The sequence below is a fragment of the Virgibacillus salexigens genome (genome assembly GCF_014905415.1).
GTDB classification, from domain to species: Bacteria; Bacillota; Bacilli; order Bacillales; family Amphibacillaceae; genus Virgibacillus; species Virgibacillus salexigens.
Map to the genome: position 1 here is coordinate 23,379 of NZ_BNEO01000010.1, position 23,919 is coordinate 47,297.

25 protein-coding genes are annotated in these 23,919 nt (G+C 38.8%); 24 read left to right on the plus strand and 1 reads right to left on the minus strand.

Translation table 11 applies throughout. The annotated features are described in order from the left end of the window. Positions 1-59: 59 nt before the first annotated feature. The 4 genes from arsD (at position 60) to JKP73_RS21205 (ending at position 4,286) form a co-directional block, all read left to right on the plus strand. Complete coding sequence (arsD, locus tag JKP73_RS21190; RefSeq protein WP_200411840.1) at positions 60-416, plus strand: arsenite efflux transporter metallochaperone ArsD; 357 nt, start codon at positions 60-62, stop codon at positions 414-416. A 15-nt stretch (positions 417-431) separates the two neighbouring features. Beyond that, positions 432-2,216 carry an arsenical pump-driving ATPase gene (arsA, locus tag JKP73_RS21195; RefSeq protein WP_200411841.1) on the plus strand — a complete coding sequence of 595 codons (1,785 nt, stop codon included), beginning with the start codon at positions 432-434 and terminating at the stop codon, positions 2,214-2,216. A 56-nt stretch (positions 2,217-2,272) separates the two neighbouring features. Continuing rightward, on the plus strand, positions 2,273-2,551 hold the full coding sequence (locus JKP73_RS21200) for an adhesin (RefSeq protein ID WP_200411842.1): 279 nt from the start codon (positions 2,273-2,275) through the stop codon (positions 2,549-2,551). Positions 2,552-2,639: 88 nt separating this feature from the next. Further along, positions 2,640-4,286: an FAD-dependent oxidoreductase gene (locus tag JKP73_RS21205; protein ID WP_200411843.1), complete on the plus strand. Its 1,647-nt coding sequence runs from the start codon at positions 2,640-2,642 to the stop codon at positions 4,284-4,286. Between the two features lie 264 nt (positions 4,287-4,550). On the opposite strand, the gene JKP73_RS21210 is transcribed toward JKP73_RS21205, so the two are convergent. Then, the gene (locus JKP73_RS21210; protein WP_200411844.1) at positions 4,551-5,507 is read right to left on the minus strand and encodes an arsenic resistance protein; all 957 of its coding nucleotides are present in this window, start codon (positions 5,505-5,507) and stop codon (positions 4,551-4,553) included. Between the two features lie 277 nt (positions 5,508-5,784). Here JKP73_RS21210 and JKP73_RS21215 point away from each other — a divergent pair, with 277 nt between their 5' ends. The 20 genes from JKP73_RS21215 to JKP73_RS21305 all read left to right on the plus strand — a co-directional run bounded on the left by JKP73_RS21215 (position 5,785) and on the right by JKP73_RS21305 (position 23,901). Next, positions 5,785-6,153 (plus strand): ArsR/SmtB family transcription factor, encoded by a 369-nt coding sequence (locus tag JKP73_RS21215; RefSeq protein ID WP_200411845.1) that lies wholly within the window; start codon positions 5,785-5,787, stop codon positions 6,151-6,153. Beyond that, complete coding sequence (locus JKP73_RS21220; RefSeq protein ID WP_200411846.1) at positions 6,146-8,551, plus strand: heavy metal translocating P-type ATPase; 2,406 nt, start codon at positions 6,146-6,148, stop codon at positions 8,549-8,551. Before JKP73_RS21215 ends, JKP73_RS21220 begins: the two co-directional genes overlap by 8 nt. 135 nt (positions 8,552-8,686) lie before the next feature. Then, positions 8,687-9,301, plus strand: coding sequence for a CadD family cadmium resistance transporter (locus tag JKP73_RS21225; RefSeq protein WP_200411847.1), 615 nt, complete (start codon positions 8,687-8,689; stop codon positions 9,299-9,301). A gap of 27 nt (positions 9,302-9,328) precedes the next feature. Then, on the plus strand, positions 9,329-10,270 hold the full coding sequence (locus JKP73_RS21230; protein WP_200411848.1) for a flavin-containing monooxygenase: 942 nt from the start codon (positions 9,329-9,331) through the stop codon (positions 10,268-10,270). 274 nt (positions 10,271-10,544) lie between these two features. Beyond that, positions 10,545-10,667: a hypothetical protein gene (locus JKP73_RS23440; RefSeq protein WP_267903278.1), complete on the plus strand. Its 123-nt coding sequence runs from the start codon at positions 10,545-10,547 to the stop codon at positions 10,665-10,667. 68 nt (positions 10,668-10,735) lie between these two features. Then, positions 10,736-11,038 (plus strand): hypothetical protein, encoded by a 303-nt coding sequence (locus JKP73_RS21235; protein ID WP_200411849.1) that lies wholly within the window; start codon positions 10,736-10,738, stop codon positions 11,036-11,038. 5 nt (positions 11,039-11,043) lie between these two features. Next, positions 11,044-11,277, plus strand: coding sequence for a pilin (locus JKP73_RS21240; RefSeq protein ID WP_010529064.1), 234 nt, complete (start codon positions 11,044-11,046; stop codon positions 11,275-11,277). Between the two features lie 14 nt (positions 11,278-11,291). Continuing rightward, positions 11,292-11,477 carry a hypothetical protein gene (locus tag JKP73_RS21245; protein ID WP_200411850.1) on the plus strand — a complete coding sequence of 62 codons (186 nt, stop codon included), beginning with the start codon at positions 11,292-11,294 and terminating at the stop codon, positions 11,475-11,477. Positions 11,478-11,535: 58 nt separating this feature from the next. Next, complete coding sequence (locus JKP73_RS21250) at positions 11,536-12,135, plus strand: hypothetical protein (RefSeq protein WP_200411851.1); 600 nt, start codon at positions 11,536-11,538, stop codon at positions 12,133-12,135. A 40-nt stretch (positions 12,136-12,175) separates the two neighbouring features. Beyond that, entirely contained in the window at positions 12,176-12,946 is a 771-nt protein-coding gene (locus JKP73_RS21255) for a hypothetical protein (protein ID WP_200411852.1), read from the plus strand. Further along, the gene (locus tag JKP73_RS21260; RefSeq protein WP_200411853.1) at positions 12,924-13,964 is read left to right on the plus strand and encodes a toprim domain-containing protein; all 1,041 of its coding nucleotides are present in this window, start codon (positions 12,924-12,926) and stop codon (positions 13,962-13,964) included. Before JKP73_RS21255 ends, JKP73_RS21260 begins: the two co-directional genes overlap by 23 nt. After that, the gene (locus JKP73_RS21265; protein ID WP_200411854.1) at positions 13,948-16,230 is read left to right on the plus strand and encodes a VirD4-like conjugal transfer protein, CD1115 family; all 2,283 of its coding nucleotides are present in this window, start codon (positions 13,948-13,950) and stop codon (positions 16,228-16,230) included. Before JKP73_RS21260 ends, JKP73_RS21265 begins: the two co-directional genes overlap by 17 nt. Positions 16,231-16,250: 20 nt before the next feature. Next, the gene (locus tag JKP73_RS21270) at positions 16,251-16,493 is read left to right on the plus strand and encodes a YdbC family protein (RefSeq protein ID WP_200411855.1); all 243 of its coding nucleotides are present in this window, start codon (positions 16,251-16,253) and stop codon (positions 16,491-16,493) included. A gap of 55 nt (positions 16,494-16,548) precedes the next feature. After that, the gene (locus tag JKP73_RS21275; protein ID WP_234447160.1) at positions 16,549-17,166 is read left to right on the plus strand and encodes a hypothetical protein; all 618 of its coding nucleotides are present in this window, start codon (positions 16,549-16,551) and stop codon (positions 17,164-17,166) included. A 54-nt stretch (positions 17,167-17,220) separates the two neighbouring features. Then, complete coding sequence (locus JKP73_RS21280) at positions 17,221-19,194, plus strand: pLS20_p028 family conjugation system transmembrane protein (protein WP_234447161.1); 1,974 nt, start codon at positions 17,221-17,223, stop codon at positions 19,192-19,194. Further along, positions 19,166-19,507, plus strand: coding sequence for a DUF5592 family protein (locus JKP73_RS21285; protein WP_200411856.1), 342 nt, complete (start codon positions 19,166-19,168; stop codon positions 19,505-19,507). The genes JKP73_RS21280 and JKP73_RS21285 overlap by 29 nt, the downstream gene beginning before the upstream one ends. After that, entirely contained in the window at positions 19,504-20,154 is a 651-nt protein-coding gene (locus JKP73_RS21290; RefSeq protein WP_234447162.1) for a TraC-like domain-containing protein, read from the plus strand. Before JKP73_RS21285 ends, JKP73_RS21290 begins: the two co-directional genes overlap by 4 nt. Positions 20,155-20,168: 14 nt before the next feature. Continuing rightward, the gene (locus JKP73_RS21295) at positions 20,169-22,097 is read left to right on the plus strand and encodes a VirB4 family type IV secretion system protein (protein WP_200411857.1); all 1,929 of its coding nucleotides are present in this window, start codon (positions 20,169-20,171) and stop codon (positions 22,095-22,097) included. Continuing rightward, complete coding sequence (locus tag JKP73_RS21300) at positions 22,097-22,777, plus strand: hypothetical protein (protein WP_200411858.1); 681 nt, start codon at positions 22,097-22,099, stop codon at positions 22,775-22,777. The genes JKP73_RS21295 and JKP73_RS21300 overlap by 1 nt, the downstream gene beginning before the upstream one ends. Next, on the plus strand, positions 22,774-23,901 hold the full coding sequence (locus JKP73_RS21305) for a peptidoglycan DD-metalloendopeptidase family protein (RefSeq protein WP_200411859.1): 1,128 nt from the start codon (positions 22,774-22,776) through the stop codon (positions 23,899-23,901). Before JKP73_RS21300 ends, JKP73_RS21305 begins: the two co-directional genes overlap by 4 nt. Positions 23,902-23,919: the final 18 nt, after the last annotated feature.

The window sequence follows — 23,919 nt, forward strand, 5'->3', positions numbered from 1 at the left end:
TTCCAATCTTCACTATATAAGTATATAGTTATATAATGATGTCGAAGGAGGAATTTTATATGAAAAAAGTAGAAATCTTTGATCCGGCAATGTGCTGTTCAACAGGCGTTTGCGGACCGAGTGTTGACCCTGATTTAACACGAGTAGCATCTGCTGTTTATTCCCTGGAACAAAAGAATTTTGATGTTACACGTTATAACTTAGCTAATGACCCTGCAGCTTTTACAGATAACAAGGAAGTAAATCAAGTGCTTCATGAAAAAGGTGCCGATGCACTACCAATTACACTGTTAAATAATGAAGTCGTGAAAGTGGGCAATTATCCAACGAATGATGAACTAGCAAAATGGCTAGATGTAAAAGCAGATGAACTTCAACAAAAGCCACGCGTTGCTGTTCCAATTGATTTTAATTAAGTAGGGGGATTTCTTGTGTATCAATCATTCAATCCAAAAATAAATGTAGAAACACCGTTTTTATTTTTTACTGGTAAAGGCGGCGTTGGCAAAACATCGGTAGCATGTGCAACAGCTGTTTCTCTAGCGGATCAAGGAAAAAAGGTACTATTAGTTAGCACTGATCCAGCATCTAACTTACAAGATGTTTTTGAAATGGAATTGACAAATGATCCTGTCTCCGTTCCAAGTGTCGATAACCTATTTGCATTAAATATTGACCCTGAAGAATCGGCAAGAATTTATCGTGAAAAAACAGTTGGACCTTATCGAGGGAAACTACCTGATTCTGTGGTTGCCACCATGGAAGAACAGCTTTCAGGTGCATGTACAGTTGAAATAGCGGCGTTCGATGAATTCTCTCATTTGCTTTCTGATGAGAGTATACTGAATACCTATGACCATGTTGTATTTGATACGGCACCAACAGGACACACGCTTCGTTTGTTGGAGTTACCAACAGCATGGAATGGATTTCTAGAAGAAAGTACGCATGGTGCATCCTGTTTAGGCCCGTTGTCTGGCCTTGGAGATAAAAAAAGAGCTTATGCAGAGGCTGTTCAGTCGCTCTCAGACCAAGAGAAAACGACTTTAGTTTTGGTTTCCCGGCCTGATCAATCTTCATTAATAGAGGCAAACCGTGCTTCATCAGAACTGAGAGATATTGGTATTCAAAATCAGATGCTGATTGTAAATGGTTTGCTCCAAACGTATCAACCAGATGATGAAGTTTCTACAGCATTTTATATGCGTCAGCGAAACGCATTAAAGGTAATGCCGGATGAACTAAAAGAAGTCGAAACATTTATGCTGCCATACGTATCTTATTCGTTAACAGGGATTGGGAACCTCAGGCAATGGGTTAGTGATGATCCATTACTTGAATCTGCATTAAATGAAAGTAGTATCGATACCGAAAAGATCCAGTTGCCGAAATTAAACAGTATTATAGACGATTTCTCGTCAAAAGGCACACGTGTTATTTTCACGATGGGAAAAGGCGGGGTTGGTAAAACATCCATTGCATCCTCCATTGCAGTTGGTCTTTCGGAAAAAGGTCATAAGGTTCATTTGACCACGACAGATCCGGCAGCAAATCTGGCATATATGTTTCATGATGAGGGTACGATGAAAGAAAATTTATCTATCAGTAGTATTGATCCAACGGAAGAAGTTGAAAAATACAAACAGGAAGTACTCTCAACAGTGGGAAAAGAACAGGATGAGGAAGGCCTTGCCTATTTAAAAGAGGATCTGGAATCCCCTTGTACAGAAGAAATTGCGATGTTTCAAGCATTTGCAGAAGTTGTTGAAAGGTCAGATGACGAGATTGTAGTTATCGATACGGCACCAACAGGTCATACCTTGCTGTTACTTGATTCAACTGAAGCTTACCACAAGGAAATGAGCCGTTCCACGGGTGAAGTTCCAACAAGTGTTAAAAAATTATTGCCTCGACTTCGTAACCCAAAAGAAACAGGCGTAGTCATCGTAACACTTGCTGAGGCAACACCAGTACTGGAAGCATCACGACTTCAAGAAGATCTCGGTCGTGCTCAAATCGTTCCAACATGGTGGGTAATCAATCAAAGTTTGTATGCAACTGGCACAACCGATCCGGTTCTAAAAGGCCGTGCCGTTTCTGAAAAACAATGGATCCGCAAAGTTAACGAAAAGCTATCACACCAATGTGCATTGATTCCTTGGATGCATGAGGAAAAAATCGGCTATAACAATCTAAAAGAAATGATCAACGCGTAACCCAGACTATAAAAGGTCTTTTCAATTTTTTATTAAAAATTAAGGAGGAAATGAGAATGAATGTTACAGATGGAGCGAAACAAAAATTAGAAGTGATTTTCCAAGAAAAAGGATTGAAAGGCATACGTTTTTATTCAAATGGAGCCGGATGCTGTGGGCCTCAGGTTGGATTATCCTTAGATGAACCAAAGGATACAGACATTGTCCAGGAAATTAATGGGGTTAGGGTAGCTCTTGATCACGATATAAAAGATTCTGTAGCGGAATTAACCCTAGACAACGATGAAACCCCAGAGGGATCACGATTTGTTTTACTGGGAATGGATCAATGCTAAAAACGCGTATTATATTTTCTCAAAGGTATAGTATGTTTAATTGAAAAATCAAGAAAACTAATCCTATTTAACACCGTGGAGGTATAACATGAAAATCATCATAATAGGTTCCGTTGCTGCTGGTACTTCTGTTGCTGCAAAAGCACGGAGAAACGATGAACAGGCAGATATAACTTTGTATAACGCCGATTACGATATATCTTATTCTATATGTGGGATTCCCTACTTCTTAGGAGGAGAGGTAGATACGTTAGGGGCTTTAACACCTAGAAGTGCTCCATGGTTTAAAAAGCGCTACAATGTTGATATCCATACACGTCATGAGGTAACAGAGATAGATCCAGAACAACAGAAGGTTAAAGTTAAAAATCTGGATACCGATGAAGTAATAGAAGATAATTATGATACGTTAGTATTCGCAACAGGAGCAACACCAATAGCACCAAGTATTCCAGGGGTCGAGAAAGATCATGTCTTCCAAATACGTACCATCCAAAATACTGCTGCAGTTGATACGTATATGAGAGATAACTCGCCTAAGAAAGTTACAATTGTAGGAGCTGGATTTATCGGCCTTGAGATGGCTGAACAACTCATCCAAAAGGGATTGGAAGTAACGATTGTACAACGTAGTAATCAAGTGATGCCGCATTTTGATAAAGATATGGCGTATAGGGTGGAAGAACACCTGAAACAAAAAGGTGTTAACTTACTGTTGAATGAGGAAGCTACGGCCATTTCGAACAATAGTGTCGAAACGAAATCAGGAAGAGTTATTGAATCAGATATGGTAATTTTGGCAGTCGGGGTTCGGCCAAACACAAAATTAGCAAAAGAAATTGGTGTAAAACTAGGGACTACTGGTGCCATAGCAGTCAACAGTAAAATGCAAACAGATCTTACTGACGTTTACGCTGTAGGAGATTGTGCAGAAAGCTTCTCTCTTATTACAGAAAAGCCTATTTATCGTCCATTAGGTTCTACAGCAAATAAAATGGGTCGTATTGCTGGAGATGTTATTACCGGAGGTACATTAGAGCATCGTGGAATATTGGGTACTGGCATCTTAAGGGTATTTGACTTAGCTGTTGGTCATACCGGTTTAAGTGAAAAAGAGGCCCGGGAATCTGGTTATGATGTTGAAGTGCTTCATAATATTAAACCTGCAAGTGCGGATTATCTTGGAGGAAAAGAATTGGTCATTAAGGCTCTGGCAGATAGAGAAACCGGGAGGATTTTAGGCGCGCAAATTGTTGGTATAAACGGCGTTGATAAAAGAATAGATGTATTTGCTACAGCTATTTCCTTTAAAGCAAAAGCAGAAGATTTATTCCATCTGGATCTTGCATATGCACCGCCTTTTAGTACGACGAAGGATCCGGTTATGTATACTGGCATGGCTTTACAGAATGCAATTGATAAGAAAAACAGACTTATTACTCCACAGGAATTACAAGATCGTATAGAAAGTGGAGAAAAAATACAAGTCATCGATACAAGAGCTGCCAAGCAATTTGAATCCTCCAATGTAAATGGAGCAATTAATATTCCACTGGCCAGTTTACGAACAGAAGTTAACGAACTTGATCCGGAAATACCAACAGTTACTTATTGCAATAGTGGAGTAACTGGTAATGCAGCACAGAATGTTCTAAGAAATATGGGCTTTAAAGAAGTGTATAACTTATCTGGTGGAAATAAGAACTATCAGAGCTTTAATAAAGGAAAAGAATAAAATTGAAAAATATCATAGTGTAAGAAGAAGTAGGAAGTCATACAGCACTTCCTGCTTTTTTATTCAATCAATCGGGTGCAAATCTTAAATGTTATGTATTCGTTATATATTTAATGTGAAGACGTGCCATTTATAATGGGTGTTAGATACCTAGATTTGACTATGCCGCAACCGAACACGAGAAATGAATAAGACTTGCGCACTTACTTGATCACTGGGCCGGTTTGCGGAATAAAACAAAGGCTATTTTGACTAGGATAACCTTCAATTCTCACTCTTTTTTCTTGTGAAAAGCAGTATTTGGGAGACAATGGCAAGCACTGGTAATTCAATCAAAGGTCCAATAACTAAAGCTAAAGCAATGAGAGGTTGATCAGGGAATGCTGTCACAGCTATAGCTAAAGAAACTGGTGAATTCCTAGCAATAACCGTCATACTTAAGCTAACCGAATCTTCATAGGAAAATTTTAAGAACCTTCCAACCAACCGTCCTACCACATAGTTAATAACAAAAAATATCAAAATTGGTATAATTAAAATGTAAATGACTTCCAGGTTTTCAAGTAAATAAGAACCTTGGGAAGCAAACATTGCCATAATGGCCAATGATAAAAAGAAAATCTGAGCATTGGTGAAAAAGGGGATAATCTTGTTATTTAAAACAGATTCTCTTCTTCTTAATAAAAATCGCGTAAGATGAGCAAGTCCAAAAGGAATAACCAATACAATCAATATACTCTCTATAAGCGTTGATATGGGTATCGTTTCAATGGTTCCAGAAAATAGTAGCAAATATACTGGCAAAAGTACGACTTGTAGTATTAAATTAATCGGTAAAACCGATGTTGAAAGAGATACATTTCCTTTTGCTATGCCAGTAAATGCTAGATACCAATCTGTGCAAGGTGTCACCATAAGCATAATAAAGCCAATCCATAAAGCTGGATAATCAGATAAGAAAACGGCTCCTAAACCCCAAGCTAATACTGGTGTCCATATAAAATTAATGATAGTGCTAGATCCAAGGAATTTAGTATTTAAAAAAGCCTTCTTTAATTGTCGCAATGGAATCGTTAAAAACAACCCATATAGCATCAAGAATAGAAACGGAATAACGAAAGTCTCCGCATAGTTTTCAATTATGTCTGCTTGTCCTAATAAAAGACCTAAACCAACAGCAAATAATATGATAAAGGTTTGTAGCTTGTCTAATGTTCCCATAATAAATCTCTTTTCTCTTAAAAAGGTGATTGTGAGTGATTAACTTTGCTACATAACAATCATAGTACATTGCATTAATTATTGCTTTTATTTCACATTATTGGGCCATACTGTTGAGGAAATCTTTTACAGATTCATGTAGAATAACGAAGAAGAACTGGGGATACGTGCCCCGATTCTTCTTTTTATTTTTCATTCAAATATTTACTTGATTAATAAATTTAAAATAGTTATACTATATTCAAGTAAAAATTTGAATGATACTGGGAGTGATAATATGAGTAAGAAAGATACGTGTGAAATCTTTTGTTATGACGAAGAAAAGGTTAATCGAATACAAGGGGATTTAGAAACAGTTGATATTTCTGGTGTTACCCAAATGTTAAAGGCTATTGCTGATGAAAACAGAGCAAAAATCACTTATGCTTTGTGTCAGGATGAAGAGTTATGTGTCTGTGATATAGCAAATATCTTAGGCGTTACCGTAGCAAATGCTTCTCATCACTTACGAACGCTTTATAAGCAAGGGGTTGTCAACTTAAGAAAAGAAGGAAAACTCGCTTTCTATTCGTTAGATGATGAACATATCAAGCAGATAATGATGATCGCCTTAACACATAAGAAAGAAGTGATGGTCAATGTCTGAACAAAAGATAGAACCAATTGAAGAAGAAATGAATGTCTATCGGGTCCAGGGATTTTCATGTGCAAATTGTGCAGGTAAATTTGAAAGAAATGTTAAGGAAATTCCGGGAGTAGAGGATGCAAAAGTCAATTTTGGTGCTTCCAAAATTTCTGTTTATGGTGAAACGACTGTAGAGGAATTAGAAAAAGCAGGTGCTTTTGAGAATCTTAAAGTAGCTCCAGAAAAAACCAGGCGGCAAGCTCCGCTAGAGGTTAAAAAAGATAAAAATGTGTATTTTGTTGAAGGGTTCTCATGCGCGAACTGTGCAGGAAAGTTTGAGAAAAATGTTAAGCAGATACCGGAAGTCCAAGATGCGAAAGTCAATTTTGGAGCATCTAAAATTTCCGTTTATGGTGAAACGACTGTAGAGGAATTAGAAAGAGCAGGTGCATTTGAAAATCTTAAAGTGGTACCTGAGAAATCTTCAGAAGAACCGGGTGGGGAAAAAAAGGAACAGGAAGACAAAGTGCCATTTTATAAAAAGCACAGTACGCTGCTTTATTCGGTATTATTTATAGCTTTCGGTTTTCTTTCCATGTCCGTTAATGGGAATGATAATATTGTTACAGCACTGCTATTTATTACATCAATGATTGTTGGTGGGCTATCACTCTTTAAAACAGGATTGCAAAATTTAGTTCGGTTAGAGTTTGATATGCGGACCCTTATGGCAATTGCCGTTATCGGCGGGGTTATTATAGGGGAATGGGCAGAAGTTGCGATTGTTGTCATTCTCTTTGCCATTAGTGAAGCCTTAGAACGGTTCTCGATGGATCGAGCAAGACAATCAATTCGTTCATTGATGGATATTGCCCCCAAAGAGGCACTTGTTAGACGAAATGGACAGGAAATAAAGGTTCATGTCAATGATATCGAGATTGGCGATATTATGCTTGTTAAGCCGGGGCAAAAGATTGCGATGGATGGCGTTATTGTTAATGGCTACTCTGCTATTAACCAAGCAGCAATAACAGGTGAGTCGGTTCCTGTTGAAAAAACTGTCGAAGATGAAGTCTTTGCAGGTACGCTTAATGAAGAAGGATTGCTTGAAGTAAAAATCACAAAATTGGTTGAAGATACAACAATTTCCAAAATTATTCATCTTGTTGAGGAAGCGCAAGGAGAGCGTGCGCCAGCTCAAGCTTTTGTTGATAAATTTGCAAAATATTATACTCCTATCATTATGGTTATTGCAGCATTAGTTGCTGTTGTTCCTCCATTATTCTTTGGTGCAGGTTGGGGAACATGGGTGTATCAAGGTTTAGCTGTTCTTGTCGTGGGTTGCCCTTGTGCGTTAGTTATTTCTACTCCAATATCGATTGTCTCTGCAATTGGAAATGCTGCGAAAAAAGGTATCCTTGTAAAAGGTGGCGTTTACCTAGAAGAAATCGGTGGATTGAAGGCTATCGCCTTTGATAAGACAGGTACCCTAACCAAAGGAGTTCCTGTTGTAACAGATTATAAAGTAATCGAAGATCAAATAGATGAACAAGGATTGCTGTCAATCATAACTGCGTTAGAATATCGTTCCCAGCACCCATTAGCCTCAGCGATTATGAGAAAAGCTGACAGTGATAATATTTCTTATTCTGACATACTCGTAGAAGACTTTTCTTCAATTACGGGCAAAGGGATAAGGGGTAAGATAAATGGGAAGATGTATTATATTGGAAACCCGAAATTATTTAAAGAGTTATCGGTATCTAATTTTAGTAAGGCAATAGAACAGGATGTTGCAACACTTCAGAAGCAAGGAAAAACAGTTATGGTCACAGGGACAGAAGATAAGATTGAGGCCATTATTGCTGTTGCAGATGAAGTGCGGGAATCAAGCAAGGAAGTTATTCAAAAGTTACATCAGGCAGGAATTAAAAAAACGGTTATGCTTACAGGTGACAACCATAGCACTGCGAATGCTATAGGTAAGCATGTCGGCGTAACGGATGTTCAATCAGAGTTATTACCACAGGAAAAATTGGATGTAATTAAACAATTAAAATCTGAGCATTACCATGTTGCTATGGTGGGGGATGGTGTCAATGATGCTCCTGCCTTAGCAGCTTCTACAGTTGGGATAGCCATGGGTGGGGCTGGTACGGATACAGCACTTGAAACGGCAGATGTTGCTTTAATGGGTGATGATTTAAGGAAACTTCCTTTTACTGTTAAACTTAGCCGAAAAACGTTAAATATTATCAAAGGGAACATAACTTTTGCCATTGCTATTAAATTTTTTGCCTTACTGCTAGTCATTCCAGGCTGGTTAACGCTTTGGATTGCCATTCTCTCGGATATGGGTGCAACTCTTTTAGTAGCGTTAAATGGTTTAAGGCTTATGCGCGTGGATGAAGATGAATAGGTTTAAGAGATTTAAAACAGAAGAATAAAATAATCACTTCTGCCAACATTTTTTAGTATATCTATATAAGCGTGTCAATTTAAGGACTTTTCAATTTGAAGAAAAGTCCTTATCCCAAATATTGGAGATGTAAAAATGATTACAACAATACTTACAGCTGCTGCGGTTTATGTAGCGACAGGAATTGATTATCTCGTTATATTAATTCTATTGTTTTCGCAAATAAAAAAAGGTCAGGTAAAACATATTTGGATAGGACAATATATAGGGACTGCAATTATTATAGGAGCAAGTCTTTTAGTTGCTCTGGGGGTTGCAAATTTAATTCCTCAACAATGGGTTATAGGACTACTTGGACTTTTACCACTTTACTTAGGTGTAAAAATATGGATTAAAGGGGAAGAGGATGAAGATGAAAGTAGCATTTTATCCTTATTTTCCTCAGGCAAATTTAATCAATTATTTTTGACGGTAACTTTCATTGTATTAGCATCTAGTGCGGATGACTTTTCCATTTATATACCGTACTTTACGGCGTTAAATATGATTGAAATCATTGTTGCTATTATTGTTTTTTTCATTATGGTTGGAGTTTTATGCTATGTCAGCTATCGCTTAGCTTCCATAGATTTAGTGTCGGAAAAAATTGAGAAATATGAACGTTGGATTGTTCCGATTGTTTTTATAGGGCTAGGGTTATATATTATGTATGAGAATGGTACGATCAACACGCTATTTTCCCTTTTATAAAGTATGAATCCTTAATTGGAGGTTTCCATGGAATACGATGTCATTATAGTTGGCGGAGGGCAAGCAGGGTTAGCAATGGGCTACGCATTAAAAAAGAAAAATAAGCGTTTTACAATTCTTGATGAAAACGAATCGGCAGGTGAGTCTTGGCGGCAACGCTATGATTCTTTGCAGTTGTTTACACCAAGGAATTACAGTCAATTACATGGATTCTTATTTAATGGAGACCCTGCTGGATTTCCACATAAAAATGAAGTTGTAGCATATTTGAAACGATTTAAAGAAGACAATGGTTTGCCTGTGATTTACAATCAAAAAGTTATGGAACTCTCACAAGAGGAAGACGAAAAGTTCCTTGTGAGTACTCAAAATCATAGATATAAAGCAAGGCATGTTGTGGTTGCAACTGGAGCTTTTTATCATCCTTTTGTTCCAAAGATACATGATAGTTCGATTCCTTTTATGATTCATGCTTCTGATTATAAAAACCCTTCACAAATTCCTGAAGGAGAGGTTTTAATTGTCGGTGCTGGAAACACAGGTATTCAAATTGCTGCAGAACTAACCCGAACTCACTCTGTTTTGCTTGCTAAAAGTAAACCGATAAAAAGATTACCTCAAAGTATTGCAGGTAGAAGTTTATTTTGGTGGTTTGATTTTTTGAGGCTGTCTAAAGAAAATCCTGATTCAATGCTAGGGAAGTTCCTTCAAAAGAGAGATCCAATTATAGGGAATGATTATGAGATTGTTAAAAAGCATGTTGAGATTTTGGGACGTGTTAAGAGTGTAAATGATGGTCAAGCATACTTTCAGGGTTCGTCTCCAAAGAAGTGTCATCAATCATTTGGGCAACTGGTTATCGTAATGATTATTCATGGATTGATATTGATGGAGTCACCAATGAATATGGAAACCCAATTCATCGTTATGGAATCACAAACAAAAAAGGACTCTATTTTATTGGTTTGAGCTGGCAAAGTAAAAGAAGTTCAGCATTAATTTATGGTGTGAGTGATGATGCTAATAGGATTGCTAAAAAAATTGTACAATGATTTAATCTTCTTACCTTTGGATTTACAATCGGAATGCTTATGTGGATTAACATAAATAGAAAACTCTATTATAAAAATAAATTGAAATCTGTTGGAAAAGAATCCATATTAATTAATATGGATTCCTTTTATCTATCATAAAATACGGATTAGCAAGGCATTTTTAATTGTAATGCTACATCGAGTTTCAAATGTCAATAGGTAACGAAGAGATGCGAATAAAATGCGAACGAAAAACGAACAAAAAGGCGGACAATCAACGAACAAAATCGCCTGAAAAAGCTGTTAAATTATTAGTATCAGGAAGTTTATAACTTCCCGATTAACTCTTTTCTTTCATGAAAAAGGGTTTTTATTTTGGTCAGATAAGGAGGTGCAAACCGTGTCTAATAATGGATTTGGAAAAGCAATGGGAGAAAATCAGAACAAAGATGTTAAGAAGGAAGATAAGGCAGCCATTAACGATTCTTTTACAGCGCAAAAGAAAAAACCATCGTCCAAGAAAAGGCGCAAACCAATTAAGCCTGATGGGTTCAAGGAATTTGAAGCACTGGCAAAAGAAATTATCGAAGCTGACGGGGCTTCATATTATGAGTGGCTTCATGAGAAACATCAGGGGATCATCTTGAACTTTAACGTATCGAACCAGAAACAAATTACGGACGTAGCGAAGAAAGGAGAGTGAGATAAGTGCAAGACGCTATTCAAACCATTCAGAATATCACAGACGGGATTAAGCCAATAGCGCCAGTCTTAGCTGGGCTGGTGCTAGTTGTGATTGGATTGTTGTGGACATTTGCTAAAGACCCACAGAAGAAGGAAATGTACACGGGATGGATGGTAAACGTTGCAATCGGCTTTGGCATTGTCTACCTGGCAGCAAGCCTTGTTAGCTGGTTAGGTGGTCGTGTTGTTGGATTTTAAGGAGGTGATGATTGTTGACTGAAGAACACAAATATTTTATTAGTTATCTTTATGAAGATGGCGGCGGCAATGTCGATATAACATTGGAGGAACCCATCCAGTCGATTGATGATATTCGTGGCATTGAAAAGGCAATTAGTGATGAATTTAATCTGGGAGATTCTGTCACCATCCAAAACTTTATACAGTTGAACAATTAATCAAATTGGCTTTCCAACGTATGGAAGCCTTTTTAATTGAATTTTGAGGAGGATGAATATGCCGGCTACACATGATTTTGAAAAGGAATTGGCAAATAAGTACGCTCACCTTCTATCAGCGAAAGAAAAGGAAATGCTGAACCCTGATAATGTAGGCTATCAATGGAAACGACAAAAGTTGGAAACCCTGTATCAAGACACGGTTCTGAAATCGAAGTATCCGAAGGAAAAGCTCCAAACCATCGAAAATGAGGTGCAAAAAGAACATGATGATCGAGTGAATGAATCAGAACAGTTTAAGCAGGCTTATAAACAAAATGTACTGGAAAAGCTACAGCCTACAAAGGAAGAAATCAATTATAAGAATGCTTATAAGCAACAAGTGCTGGCATCCTTAGATAAACAACCGGATGAAAAGGAAGAGTCCCCTGAAGAAGTTCAAAAAAGAGAACGAGAGATGAAGACGTTTGAAGAAAAACACGGTTATGAAAAGGTATATGAGCTCAAAAGAGAGGTGTTAGATGAAATAAGCGAAATGGACTTAACACCGGTACAAAAGGAGAAGTTAAACCAGATTGATAAGGATTTGGAAAAGGAAAAGGAGATGAAACTTGGGAAGAAACAAAGCAAGGTGCATGAACAAGAGATGGAAATGTAGGGCTTCCGTTCAGGGAGTCCTTTTTTTGGAGGTGAAATAAATGAGAATGAAAGATAAACTGCTTTTAAATGTAAAAGCTGTTAAGCCGGCGGATAAGTCGTTTGAGGCATTCAAAAAAAGATTTCACACCGTTATGGGCGATAAACTTGATATGACGGATGAACAATTAAGACAAATTTATGATGGTGTTTCACCGTATATTGAAACGAGCATTTATGCGGAAATGGAAGATGTCCTGGAGGCTATACGAAATGCCTATCAAGCTGTTGTTGGATGGGTAACAGAAGAGACGGTGAAATCATCTGGGAAAGACCAATCAAACAAGCGCCCCACAGTTCAAACATTGGGTGGTTATAAGAAGTCATTTGCGCTGCATAAACAACCGAATCATCCTGATACGGAAGCATATCAAAATAAGGGTGAAACATTCAAGAATGACGTTATTCAAAGCTATATGAATCATGAAAAATCGCTCAATCGGTTTGTGACACATGTCGTCACGAATTATCAATCTCTCCCAAAACTGAGGATTGATATATTGACGTTCAAGCATAAAGGGTATCAGCGTCTGGAATGTCAGTTATTTAACGGGCCCTTCATACAACAATATGGATTCAGTAAGGCTTATCATCTTCATAACGAATTGATGAAAGCATTCTATACGACTTTTGATTACTTACTAGCTAAGGGGTCAGCCCTGAAATCAGATCAAGATATTGAGGAACAGGTCCTTGAGCCAGTATTAGAACAATTTAAGGATAAAATGGATGCCCAAGAGGGTGATGAGCATGAGCAAACTGACCCCCTATAAGAAACTTGTTTTTCAAAATATCGAAAATGCTTTAAGTGATTTAAATGCTGAAGATAAAGGACGTTATTATATCTGCAATTGTCCGGAATGCAGCAGGCACGAAGCGTTCATGTATAAGAATAATAAGCATTTTATCCAGTGCAACCGGGAAAATCACTGTGGGTCACGGATGATGCTTGAATTTCATGAAAAAGGAGACATGTCAGCTTACGAACAAAATATTGAAAAGCAATATTCCAACCTGACGACAGAACAACAGCTGTCCTTGGACTGGTCAAACCGTGTGTTTTCGTATGCAAAAAACTACTTTAAAAGTGAGCCATTAGATAACGGTTACCGTGGACTGTCAAAACAGGTAACACGTCGTTTTGTAGCTGACTTACAACATGAGGATATCGTTCAGCATGTCTTTCAAAAAGCCGAACCATTGCTAGGCAAGGATTATTCCAACAATAGCTGGATGTACAAGCGAAATTTAATCTTTCCGTTATACGGAGAAGATAACACGTTGGATAGAGTTTTGCTTCGTTCCAGCATCGATGAAAATCTCGATCCCAAAGAAATACAGCTTATTTTCAATCCCTCCAAGGAAACGAGGGATTTTTTTATGGACATTCCACGGGACGCCGAAAATGTGGTGGTGAGTGAATCTATTTTGGATGCTTTGTCTTTTCGTGAGGTAGATGAGAACGTTGGTATCATCGCTCTAACAGGCGCAACAAAAACAAGACAGGTCAAAGAATATATGGCAGAACATAAGGAGCAATTTGCAGACAAACACCTTTTAGTCGCTATGGATGATGATCAGGCTGGATGGAAGGCAACCAGGGACATCGTGAACACAATTGAAGAGGCCAGAATTGGTGAAGATTGGGTAGCCTTTGATTATGCTTCAGGAACGAAAGATGCGAACGAAAACTTAAGACAGAACCGCAAGGAATTCGCAAAAATCTATAATCAGATCTCAGCGCATACAAAGGGAAAAGAAAGGGGGATGAACCTTGAATACGAACCATAAGCCATTGACCGAGCGATTAAGCAACTGGAAGTTTGTATTGCCTTTCCTATTATTTATTGTCATCATAGGATTCTTTCTTGCAAACTTTCTATTACACTTCTTTCAACAAGTGCTGCATTTGATTGAGGGATTTGCCAACAATCCTGAACAAGTCAATTTAAAAACATTTTCTGTGGATTGGCATTACTTCTTTATTTTCCAAAAAGAATGGATAGCATTTTATGTGGGTTTCTATATTGTCATTGGTATTAGTCTCTTGAAACTATTATACAATATCAAAATGAATTACCAATCCATTAATCGTGGGCAACATGGTACCAATGAGTTTGAAACAGTCAATAACATGAAGAAACAGTATCAAATTATTCCGGCTTTCAAAACAGAGTACGAAGGAAAAGGCGGTACGATTATTGGGGGATTGCAGGAAACAGGAAAACCTTATCGGCTTCTGCTTGATGATGCTCCTGTTCATACGATGGTTATTGGGATTACTCGTTCCGGGAAAGGTGAGACGTTTGTTGTTCCGATGATCGATGTCCAAAGCAGGGCTAAAAAAAAGCCCTCCATGGTGATAAATGACCCAAAAGGGGAGCTTGCCGGTGCTTCCTATGAAACCTTAAAGGCACGTGGCTATGCTGTCTATGTGTTTAATTTAATCCAACATGCGATGAGCATGGGGTTCAATCCTCTGCAGTTAGTGATTGATTCATGGAAAAAAGGTAGGGTAAGTGATGCTCAAAAATACGCTAACAGTGTGGCATTCAGTTTTTATCACAATCCAAACGCCAAAGACCCGTTCTGGTCAAACAGTGCGAAGTCTCTTGTGACGGCCATTATTTTGGCATTAACCGAAGATATGGTGAAAATCGGCAAGGAAGAACGGGTAACGATGTACTCTGTTGCCAACTTCCTTTCCAGCAAGGGCAGTGAAACAGATGAGGACGGGAAAAATTCATTGGATGAATTTTTCCAGGCACGGGATGAGAATAACCCGGCACGTTTGATGTATGCCACCAGTAACTTTTCAACCGGTAATACAAGAGGGAGTATCTTCAGTGTTGCGATGGACAAACTGCAAATCTTTACCCTTGAGCCAAATGCTAAAGTGACCGGGCATAACAGTTTGGATTTAACAGAAATCGGGTTTGGCGACAAACCCGTGGCCGTCTTTTTAGCAACCCCTGATTCGGATAAATCAAACGATGTGCTGGCAAGTATCTTTGTCAGTCAGTTGTACCGTGTCAACTCGGAAAAGGCAACCAAAAGCAAGAATGGCAAAATGAAACGGAATGTACAATTTATCCTTGATGAGTTCGGAAACATGCCAGCAATCGATGGCATGGCAAGTATGGTAACAGTTGGTGCCGGACGTGGCTTTAGATATCACTTAATTGTTCAAGCTTACTCTCAAGTGAAATCGGCTTATGGTGAAGAATCGGATACGATTATTGGAAACTGTTCCAATCAGCTATATATTTTAACTGAAGATAAGAGTACGGCAGAACACTATTCCAGTATGCTGGGGGCAAAAACAATTACCGACGTCAGTCGCAGTGGCGATTATCATTCTTTCGATAAGTCGCACAGCGAGTCTACAAAAGAGCGTTCGCTTTTAACGTCAGATGAATTGATGCGGTTAAAAGAAGGACAGTCCGTGCTGATACGCGTGAATAAACGTCAGGATAAAAAACGGAGGAAGATAGAACCAAAACCTATCTTTAATAAAGACGTAACCAGTCATAAATTCCGTTATCAATACTTGGCAGATGACTTTGATACAGACAATTCCATTATGATGCTTCCGATTATGTCCGAAACGTATTATGATATGGACTTAAACAGCATGGTCTATTCCGCCAAGTCAAACGATGACTTATTTTTACGAATGGCTGATGTCATGACAGATAAGGAATTTGAACGATTTAAACGGCAACTATTACAGATCGAACAAAGTCAGGGTGACATGGATGAAGAAAGAATCAAAGCATTGCTTCAGGAAGTTGACAATTGGTCATTTCTCCATTATATGAGTTTTATTGTCCATCACCCCCATTTTTCACGCATACACTTAAAGGTGTTGGCAGCATTGCAGGATTATTTAGATGATGATGTGATGCAAACGTGGCAAGAGAAAGCGACTAAACGAATGGAAGAGCAAGTTAATCAAAATGAGAAAGCCAGTCAGACAACCGAAGAACATCCATCAGATGAACAGTCCAATGAAGATCAAGAAGCTGAAAAATTACGTGAACAGGCACTATCTTAAAAAGAAGGGAGTGAGCAATCGTGAAAGATTCAAAATATCGTGTGGATTGGGATGTTATTGAAGAAATAGCCGTATTGCATGAAAGTCAGGCAGGTTGGAAGAAAGAACTAAACATCATTAGCTGGAATGGAGATGAACCGAAATATGATGTGAGGTGGTGGAATCCTGATAAAACAAGGTTAGGAAAAGGTTTTACATTTACAGCTGAAGAATTAAATAAGCTAAAGGAGATTATGGATACGAAAATACCGCATATTGGATAGGAAAAAATAATCATTTTCAAGTGCCAAAAAGGCCTGTTATACTGTTGCTAAAAGGATGATGGGAGATGATGGTAACTTTATGCGAAAAGGACTGTTATTCACTCTGATTATAACGTCTGTTTTGCTTGTTTTGAGTGCTTGTGGTGGAAATGATAGTGCTGCAGAGGATCAAGATAATAGCGATGAAACGACTGATAAACCGGAAGTGGGATTGGCTGAAACGGCGTTAGATGATGTGATTACGAAAAAGGATAATAAAGAAGCTTTTTATGTGCTGATTTATGATACCCAGGAAGATTATGTGAACAATACTAAATTGCTTGAAGCCTATGATAAAGCCCTGAAAGATGGGGATATGAAAGCATATCATATAAATATCAATGGCCTTGACAATGAAAATAAGCAAACGGTCGACACTTTAAGTGAAGAATATAGTACTCGGACGTCAGGTCATAACCCTTTTGAAGACGGAGGAATGGCTGTTGTCCATGACGGACAGATTAATTCAGCTTATGCGTATCAGGGAACAGCATGGAATTTAAATACAATAATAGGTGAAACTAATACAGAAAACAATACATTTCTGGATGACGATTTATACAATGATGTAAAACAGGAAATTCAATATAATATTGATTATATTAACGAACAAGAGATAGATTTAACATATTAATCAATATCATAATTATTGTGAAGGAACCTACCTGCGTTTGGGGTGGGTTCTTTTTTGTACCAAAAAGGAGGGACAAATGCATTAATGGATGAATTGAAAAAGCTTTATGAAGATTTATCCGCCATTTTAGATGTGAGCAGTGGATGGCTTTATGATGATCTCATCCGTAATATTGGATGGGGGATTATTCAAATATTGGTTTGGGTTAACGATTGGATAGAAGGGGTCGCAACCACTGTTGTCACGCTTGGCGGCGTGTATGATAACCCGGCAATGCAAGGCTTTGTGGAAACACTACAACCTTATGTATTTGGGTTATTTGTGGCGACACTTATTGTTGTCGGATTTCAATTTATGCTGAATAAGATTGAAAAACGCAATGAAGTCTTGATGAATGTTTTGATTGCCGTTAGTGTTATTGTCATTCTTCCAACGTTGATGGACATGATGGATGATATGTTAAATGAAGGTGTATCGGCATTAGATGATCCCGGGACGCTTTCAGATAATGTTCTGAAACGGAATATTGCTGATGTGATGTATTATGTTGATAGTGATTTTAATTATGCAAATGGACGTAATGAAGAGACTATCGCTGGCAATGAAAATTTACTTCCGCATCCACCACATCCCAATACAAAGGATATCGGGACAACGGATTATACCTACGGGAATCAACTTGAAAATCCTGAATCAATCGAAGTGAATGAAAAACTGGATGTTCAAAAAGATGAAGGCTGGTTTAGCTGGACAACAGAACCATGGGTTCAGGAATTAGAAGAAAAAGCCAACGATGGAGGGCGTGGTTATGATTTTTTAACACAACGACTTATTTCAACAGGGGATGGAGGAACAAGAATTGTTGATTTGAACGAAAATACCGTACCAGCTACCAACCTGGGGCAACAAAGTTATTACCGCTATCACGTGAATTGGGGCATTACAATAGCCACATTAGCTGTGACAGCTTTTGCATTAGTCATCACAACCATCAAAATCGGGCGTGCCATGTTTGACCTGGCATTTCACCAATTATTTGCAATGTTTACGGCAGCAACTGACTTAACGGGCGGACAACGTCTTAAGAAAGTGCTTGTTGAAATTGCCAGTACATTCGCTGTCATTTTTGTGATGATGGTTCTATTAAGGATGTTCATCATCTATGCGCAATGGGCGAATGACATGGAACAACAAATTGGCATTATTGGCACTATACTATTACTCATTGCTGGTGCCTGGGCGTTAATTGATGCACCTGATATTGTGCAACGGTTGCTGGGCATTGATGCCGGACTGCGTTCTGGTTGGCAAGCCATGATGGGCGGTTACGCCGCTGGTCGGATGATTGGTGCCGGTGGTAAAATGACAGCTCAAGCTGGCGGTCAAGCACTTAAAACAGGTGGCAAAATTGGCGGCGGAGCGGTTGCTGGTGGTGTCGGCATGACAAAAGCAATGAAAAACAATAGCCATGTCAAACCAATGCCCCCCCATCGAAATGCTGAATCATCACCGCGTCAGGAAGGACAATTCCCAACCAACACCATTAAAGGTAATACGATTCCACGTTATGAAAACAATGGGGAAAATACCGTTGGGAAAGGACAACCGGCACACGAAGCTCAATCGTCATCTATCAAACCAACGCAGCAACAAGGTCAATCGGCTAGCGTTCGTTCCGATCATTCTGGTGGTACGACATCACCTGTTTATGAAGGAAAGACACAAGAGCCAGCTGGTCCTATGAACGTACCAACTTCACCAAAGATGACGAATCAGCCAAATTCAGGCCGTTCAGATGGGCATATCCATCCAAAACCAAAGCATACGTTATTTGGTGGTAACCGGACGGTACAGCGAGCCAATCATTTCATGACACGGGCACATAACACAGGTTATGATGCCGGTCAAAAAATGAATCAGGTTCGTGGAAGTATCGGACAACGAGTGGATAAAAAGGATATTCAAAAACCAAAAGATATGCAAAAGGGGTTGAGAGACCATGAAATACGAGATTCCGAAAGAGATTAAAGCAAAACCGAAAATCTTAGGTTTAGAAATGCGAGAGCTAGTCATTTTGTTGATTAGCTCTCTTTTAGTCTTAACGATTTTACGTGACTTGGTTCATAGTGTTTTCATGATTCCGTATTTTGTGGCGGTGATCGGCTTCATGATCTATTTGTTCATGCCATCCGGTCACAATCCGCAAAAAAGGCACTATGAGTCGTCCATCTTGTTTTTTCGCCATAAAAAGAGCGTCTACCATGCTATGGATCGACACAAGCAGGAAAACATCAGATTGCGCCAAGAAAGGCGGGCGGAAGGAGGTCGTCAATCAAAGTGAATCAGGATGAAAAAGCTATTCAGAAGGATTCAAACGTTCGAAAGAAGCAACACGTGAAGTGGCTAAGCCACCCCCTATCAACACTGAAGGGACTTTTTCAAACGAAACATGGTGACAAGGCAAAGCCAGACAAAAAGAAAGAAAAAATATTGAGACAAACACCGGAAATACTCCCGTTTGTTCAAATTCATGATGATTATATTCTCATGAAAAACGGTGTTATGGATATACTTCAAATTCAAACGAAAAATATTCATGCGTTGAATGAGGCCGACTTAAATTACTTGTTGATGAACCGAACCCGTTTTTTACGGAGCTATTTCCGGTCGTATAAAGAAGTGATCTTGAACTTTCCGGCCAATACAGAAGCACAACGTACTTACTGGCTTAAAAAACGAAAACAGACAACAAACCCTATACGCTTAGAATATATTGACCAAAAATTATATGAGTTTGATTTTTTGGAGCGTGAACGCTCGAATCGGGAGTTTTTTATTTTTGTGTTTGCCGATGACAAGCAGGAGCTCGCTGATCGAAAACATGATGCTATACAAGGGATGCAACAAGCTTTTCCATTGAAAGAGCTGACACAGACGAAGAAGGAACAAATTCTATTTCTATTAAACAATCAAAATACCAAATTATAGAAAGGATGAATACAATGCCAATGCAGACGAAACAACTAGGAAAACCAAAACCACCTCAACTGGATAGGGATTTTTTAACAGCGATTCAACCGCAAGGCGGTATTCGTTTTAAAGACAAATATATCAAAAAAGGGGACGGGTATGAGGCGTGCATTCACGTATTTGAATATCCATCCAGTGTTGATGTGTTGTGGATGGATAAAATGATGTCCATGTATGATGTAACGGTTATAACGGATGTGGCAACCATGCATCAGGATGAGACTGTAAGTGCGATTAATAAAAGCATGGTGGAACAGGACGTGCGCTTCCGCAGTGCCAAACATGAATCGGAACGAATGGATGCCCAACGGGGTTATCAAGAAATGGAACAGTTATATCAACAAATAAGTGAAATGGGCGAGGTTATTAAGTTATTGCATATTCGTTTATTTGTTGCGTCACCAACCGTTTGGGAATTAGAAAAGAAAGTCGATCGAACTATATCCAAGTTACAGTCATTTGGGTTTAAAGGACAACTATTTTTGAATGAAACCTATTGGGAATGGCAGTCTTTATTCCTTCCCTATGAACAACAATTGGCCTTTCCAAATAAACGGGAAGGAAAAGGAATGCCAGCCGTGACACTTGCGTCCGGTCTGCCTTATCACTTCTCAGAATTGAATGATCGAACCGGCAGTTACTTAGGGACATCGTTTACTGGTGGCAATGTATTGTTTGATTTATTCCATCACGACAAATTAAGGCGGTTTTATAATGCAGTGGTTGTTGGCAAAATGGGTGCCGGTAAATCAACGGCACTTAAAAAAATACTGATGGATAATGAATCGCGCGGAAATTTTATTCGTGGGTTTGATGTTACTGGGGAGTTTGAGACACTTGTTAAAGCAGTGAATGGACACACGATCAGTCTTGATGGCAGTGATGGTGTCATCAATCCTTTACAAATCTTTCGTACAGAAGATAATAGCAATCAGGAGAAAAATGAGGAAATCAGTTTTATGCAACATATATCGAAAGTCGCAACTTTTTACACTTTCCTTGCAGGAAATCCTTCCTCCGAGGAAATTGAAGAATTCAAAAAGGTGTTGCGACTTTTTTATGATTCACTCGGCTTTTCTGAAAAAATACACACAACCGGCATTACATCACTGGATAATGAGGCATATCCCATTTTCAGTGATTTATTAATGTTCCTTCGAGAACAACTATATGAAGATGGTGACAAGCGCATCATTCGTTCTGAATTATCGGCATCCAGAGTTAAGCGACTCGAGAAAATTGAATTGGTGATTGATAATCTGGTGAATAGTTTTGCCTATTTGTTTAACGGGCATACGAGTGTACCTGATATTACGAATGAACAAGTTATATTCTTTTCGATTCGTAATCTGACGGGGTTAGAAAAGAGTGTTTTCAATGCGCAGATGTTTAACGCATTGAACTTAATTTGGGATAATTTGATACAAATAGGCTCGTTGCAAAAGAAGCTTATGTATGAAGATGAATCATTTGATGTCGATGAATCGACACGTTTTCTCGTCATGATTGATGAAGCACATCGACTTGTTAATTCCGAAAATATGCTGGCGGTGAAGTTTTTAACGGACTTTGCACGTGAAGCACGGAAGTATTTTGGAGGACTCATCCTTGCCAGCCAATCCATTCGTGATTTTGTGCCAGACCATTCCGATACGGATACGGTTACCAAAATACGAACGTTATTTGAACTCACTCAATATAAATTTGTGATGCAGCAGGATTCCAATTCATTGGATACATTACGCACGATTTTTGAAGGGCAATTGACAGATAGTGAGTTGGAACATGTACCGCAATTACAACAAGGGGAATGTTTGTTAAGTATCAGTGGCGTTGGCAATTTGATGTTATCCATTGAAGCATCGGATGAAGAATTGCATTTGTTTGAAGGGGGATTGTAATGGAAAAACGGATTCTTTATAAGTTTACATTCCTTACCATCATTGCATTATTAATCATCGTGATGTATGTATGGAAATGGACAACGGATGAAGAAAAACCACAAAATCAAGAGGATTTATTCGATGAATCACAGCACGAAACAGAACAACCCCCAGCGCTTCAGGAAGAAAAGATTGATGAAGCATTAGAAGATAAAAGTGATTTAAATACGGAAGATGAAACACAAAATGCTGCAGAAGATAACGATAACCAACAAACGACGGAAGATCAACATGAAACCGCATATCTGGATCAATTTGGTGATGAGGCAGTTACCAATGCTAAAGAGCAAGCGAAACAAGGGCTTGCTCTTTATTTATTGCAAATCTCAGACTGGGATAAATGGCAAGGTGTTGTGACAGCTTCATTTTTGAAGAAGATCAAGCAGAATGTTCCAACCATGAAGGAAGCAAACATGGAACGACGGCTTGAATCGATTGAATTATTTGCTTCCGATGCGTCCAAGGAAGGTCATATGGTATTTGGTGCATTTGCCTCGTGGCATGTGACATCAAACGGGCGTGTAACCAATCAACGAACGCAACTTTTTTACCTGACGATGGTGCAACAAGACGATCAATGGCTCGTTAATAACATGGTAACCCCTGATGAAGGCATGGAAGGGGAGAAGGATTCGTGAAGCACATATGGGGTGTCGTGAAAGCAATTGGAAAGAAAAAAGTTATGGCATGGATTGTGGGTCTTCTAACAGCTAATATCATTCCCATCCTGATTGGATTGATTTTAATGACCATCATGTTTGCCATTATTGGCGCATTAGGTGGAAGTGTCGATGAACAACAATTGGAACAAAACAATCCATCTGCCGGATATGTATGTTCGGCAACAGGTGAGATTAATCAGGAAAAATGGGATGATGTTTTTCAAAGTGAAAAGCGTTCGGGAGTACTAAAAGGGCATGGCGATGACATTATTCAATTGTCGGAAGAAAAAGGCCTTGACCCTGTTTTGTTTGCTTCCATTGCGTTACATGAAACCGCATGGGGGGAATCAAATGCCGTTCAACAAAAAAATAATCCCGGGGGGTTGATGAATCCTGACGGAAGTGGATTATTTCAGTTTTCAACATTAAAGGAAGGGTTAGAGTCGATGTCGCAAACATTATATAACCGTATCAAAGTCGATGGGTTAGTAACTATAGAACAATTGGGAAGTGTTTATGCACCAGTTGGCGCAGATAATGATCCGAATAATTTAAACGAACATTGGGTGCCAACGACGCAAGATATTGCCCAAGAGTTGGGTGGTTTAACCATGAATTGTGAACCATCGGAACAACCGGATATGGAATTGATTGGCGATAATGCGTGGATATCTTCACACAGCAAAAGTATTACATCAGGTTTCGGAAATAGAAGTTGTGGAGGGTGCTCTTCTTTTCATCAAGGAATTGATGTAGCTTCTGGAGATATTGAAGGAACACCCATCACAGCTTTTGCGGATGGTGAAGTCACTATTAGTAAATCGAATGGAACAACGTTTCGTTCAAGCAGCGACAACATGGGAACAGGGTATGGCTGGTATGTTGAAATCAAACATGATAATGGTATGCGAACGAGGTATGCGCATATGATGGAGAAAGGTAAGTCAGTCGGATCCAAAGTGAAAGCAGGTGATGAGATTGGCAAAGTGGGTTCAACCGGCGCGTCAACTGGTGCACATCTGCATTTTGAAGTGATCATAAATGGGGAAAAAGTTGATCCGATGCCATACGTTAAACCGTTTTTAACGGGTGAACAGTGAACGAGAAAGGCGTGATTG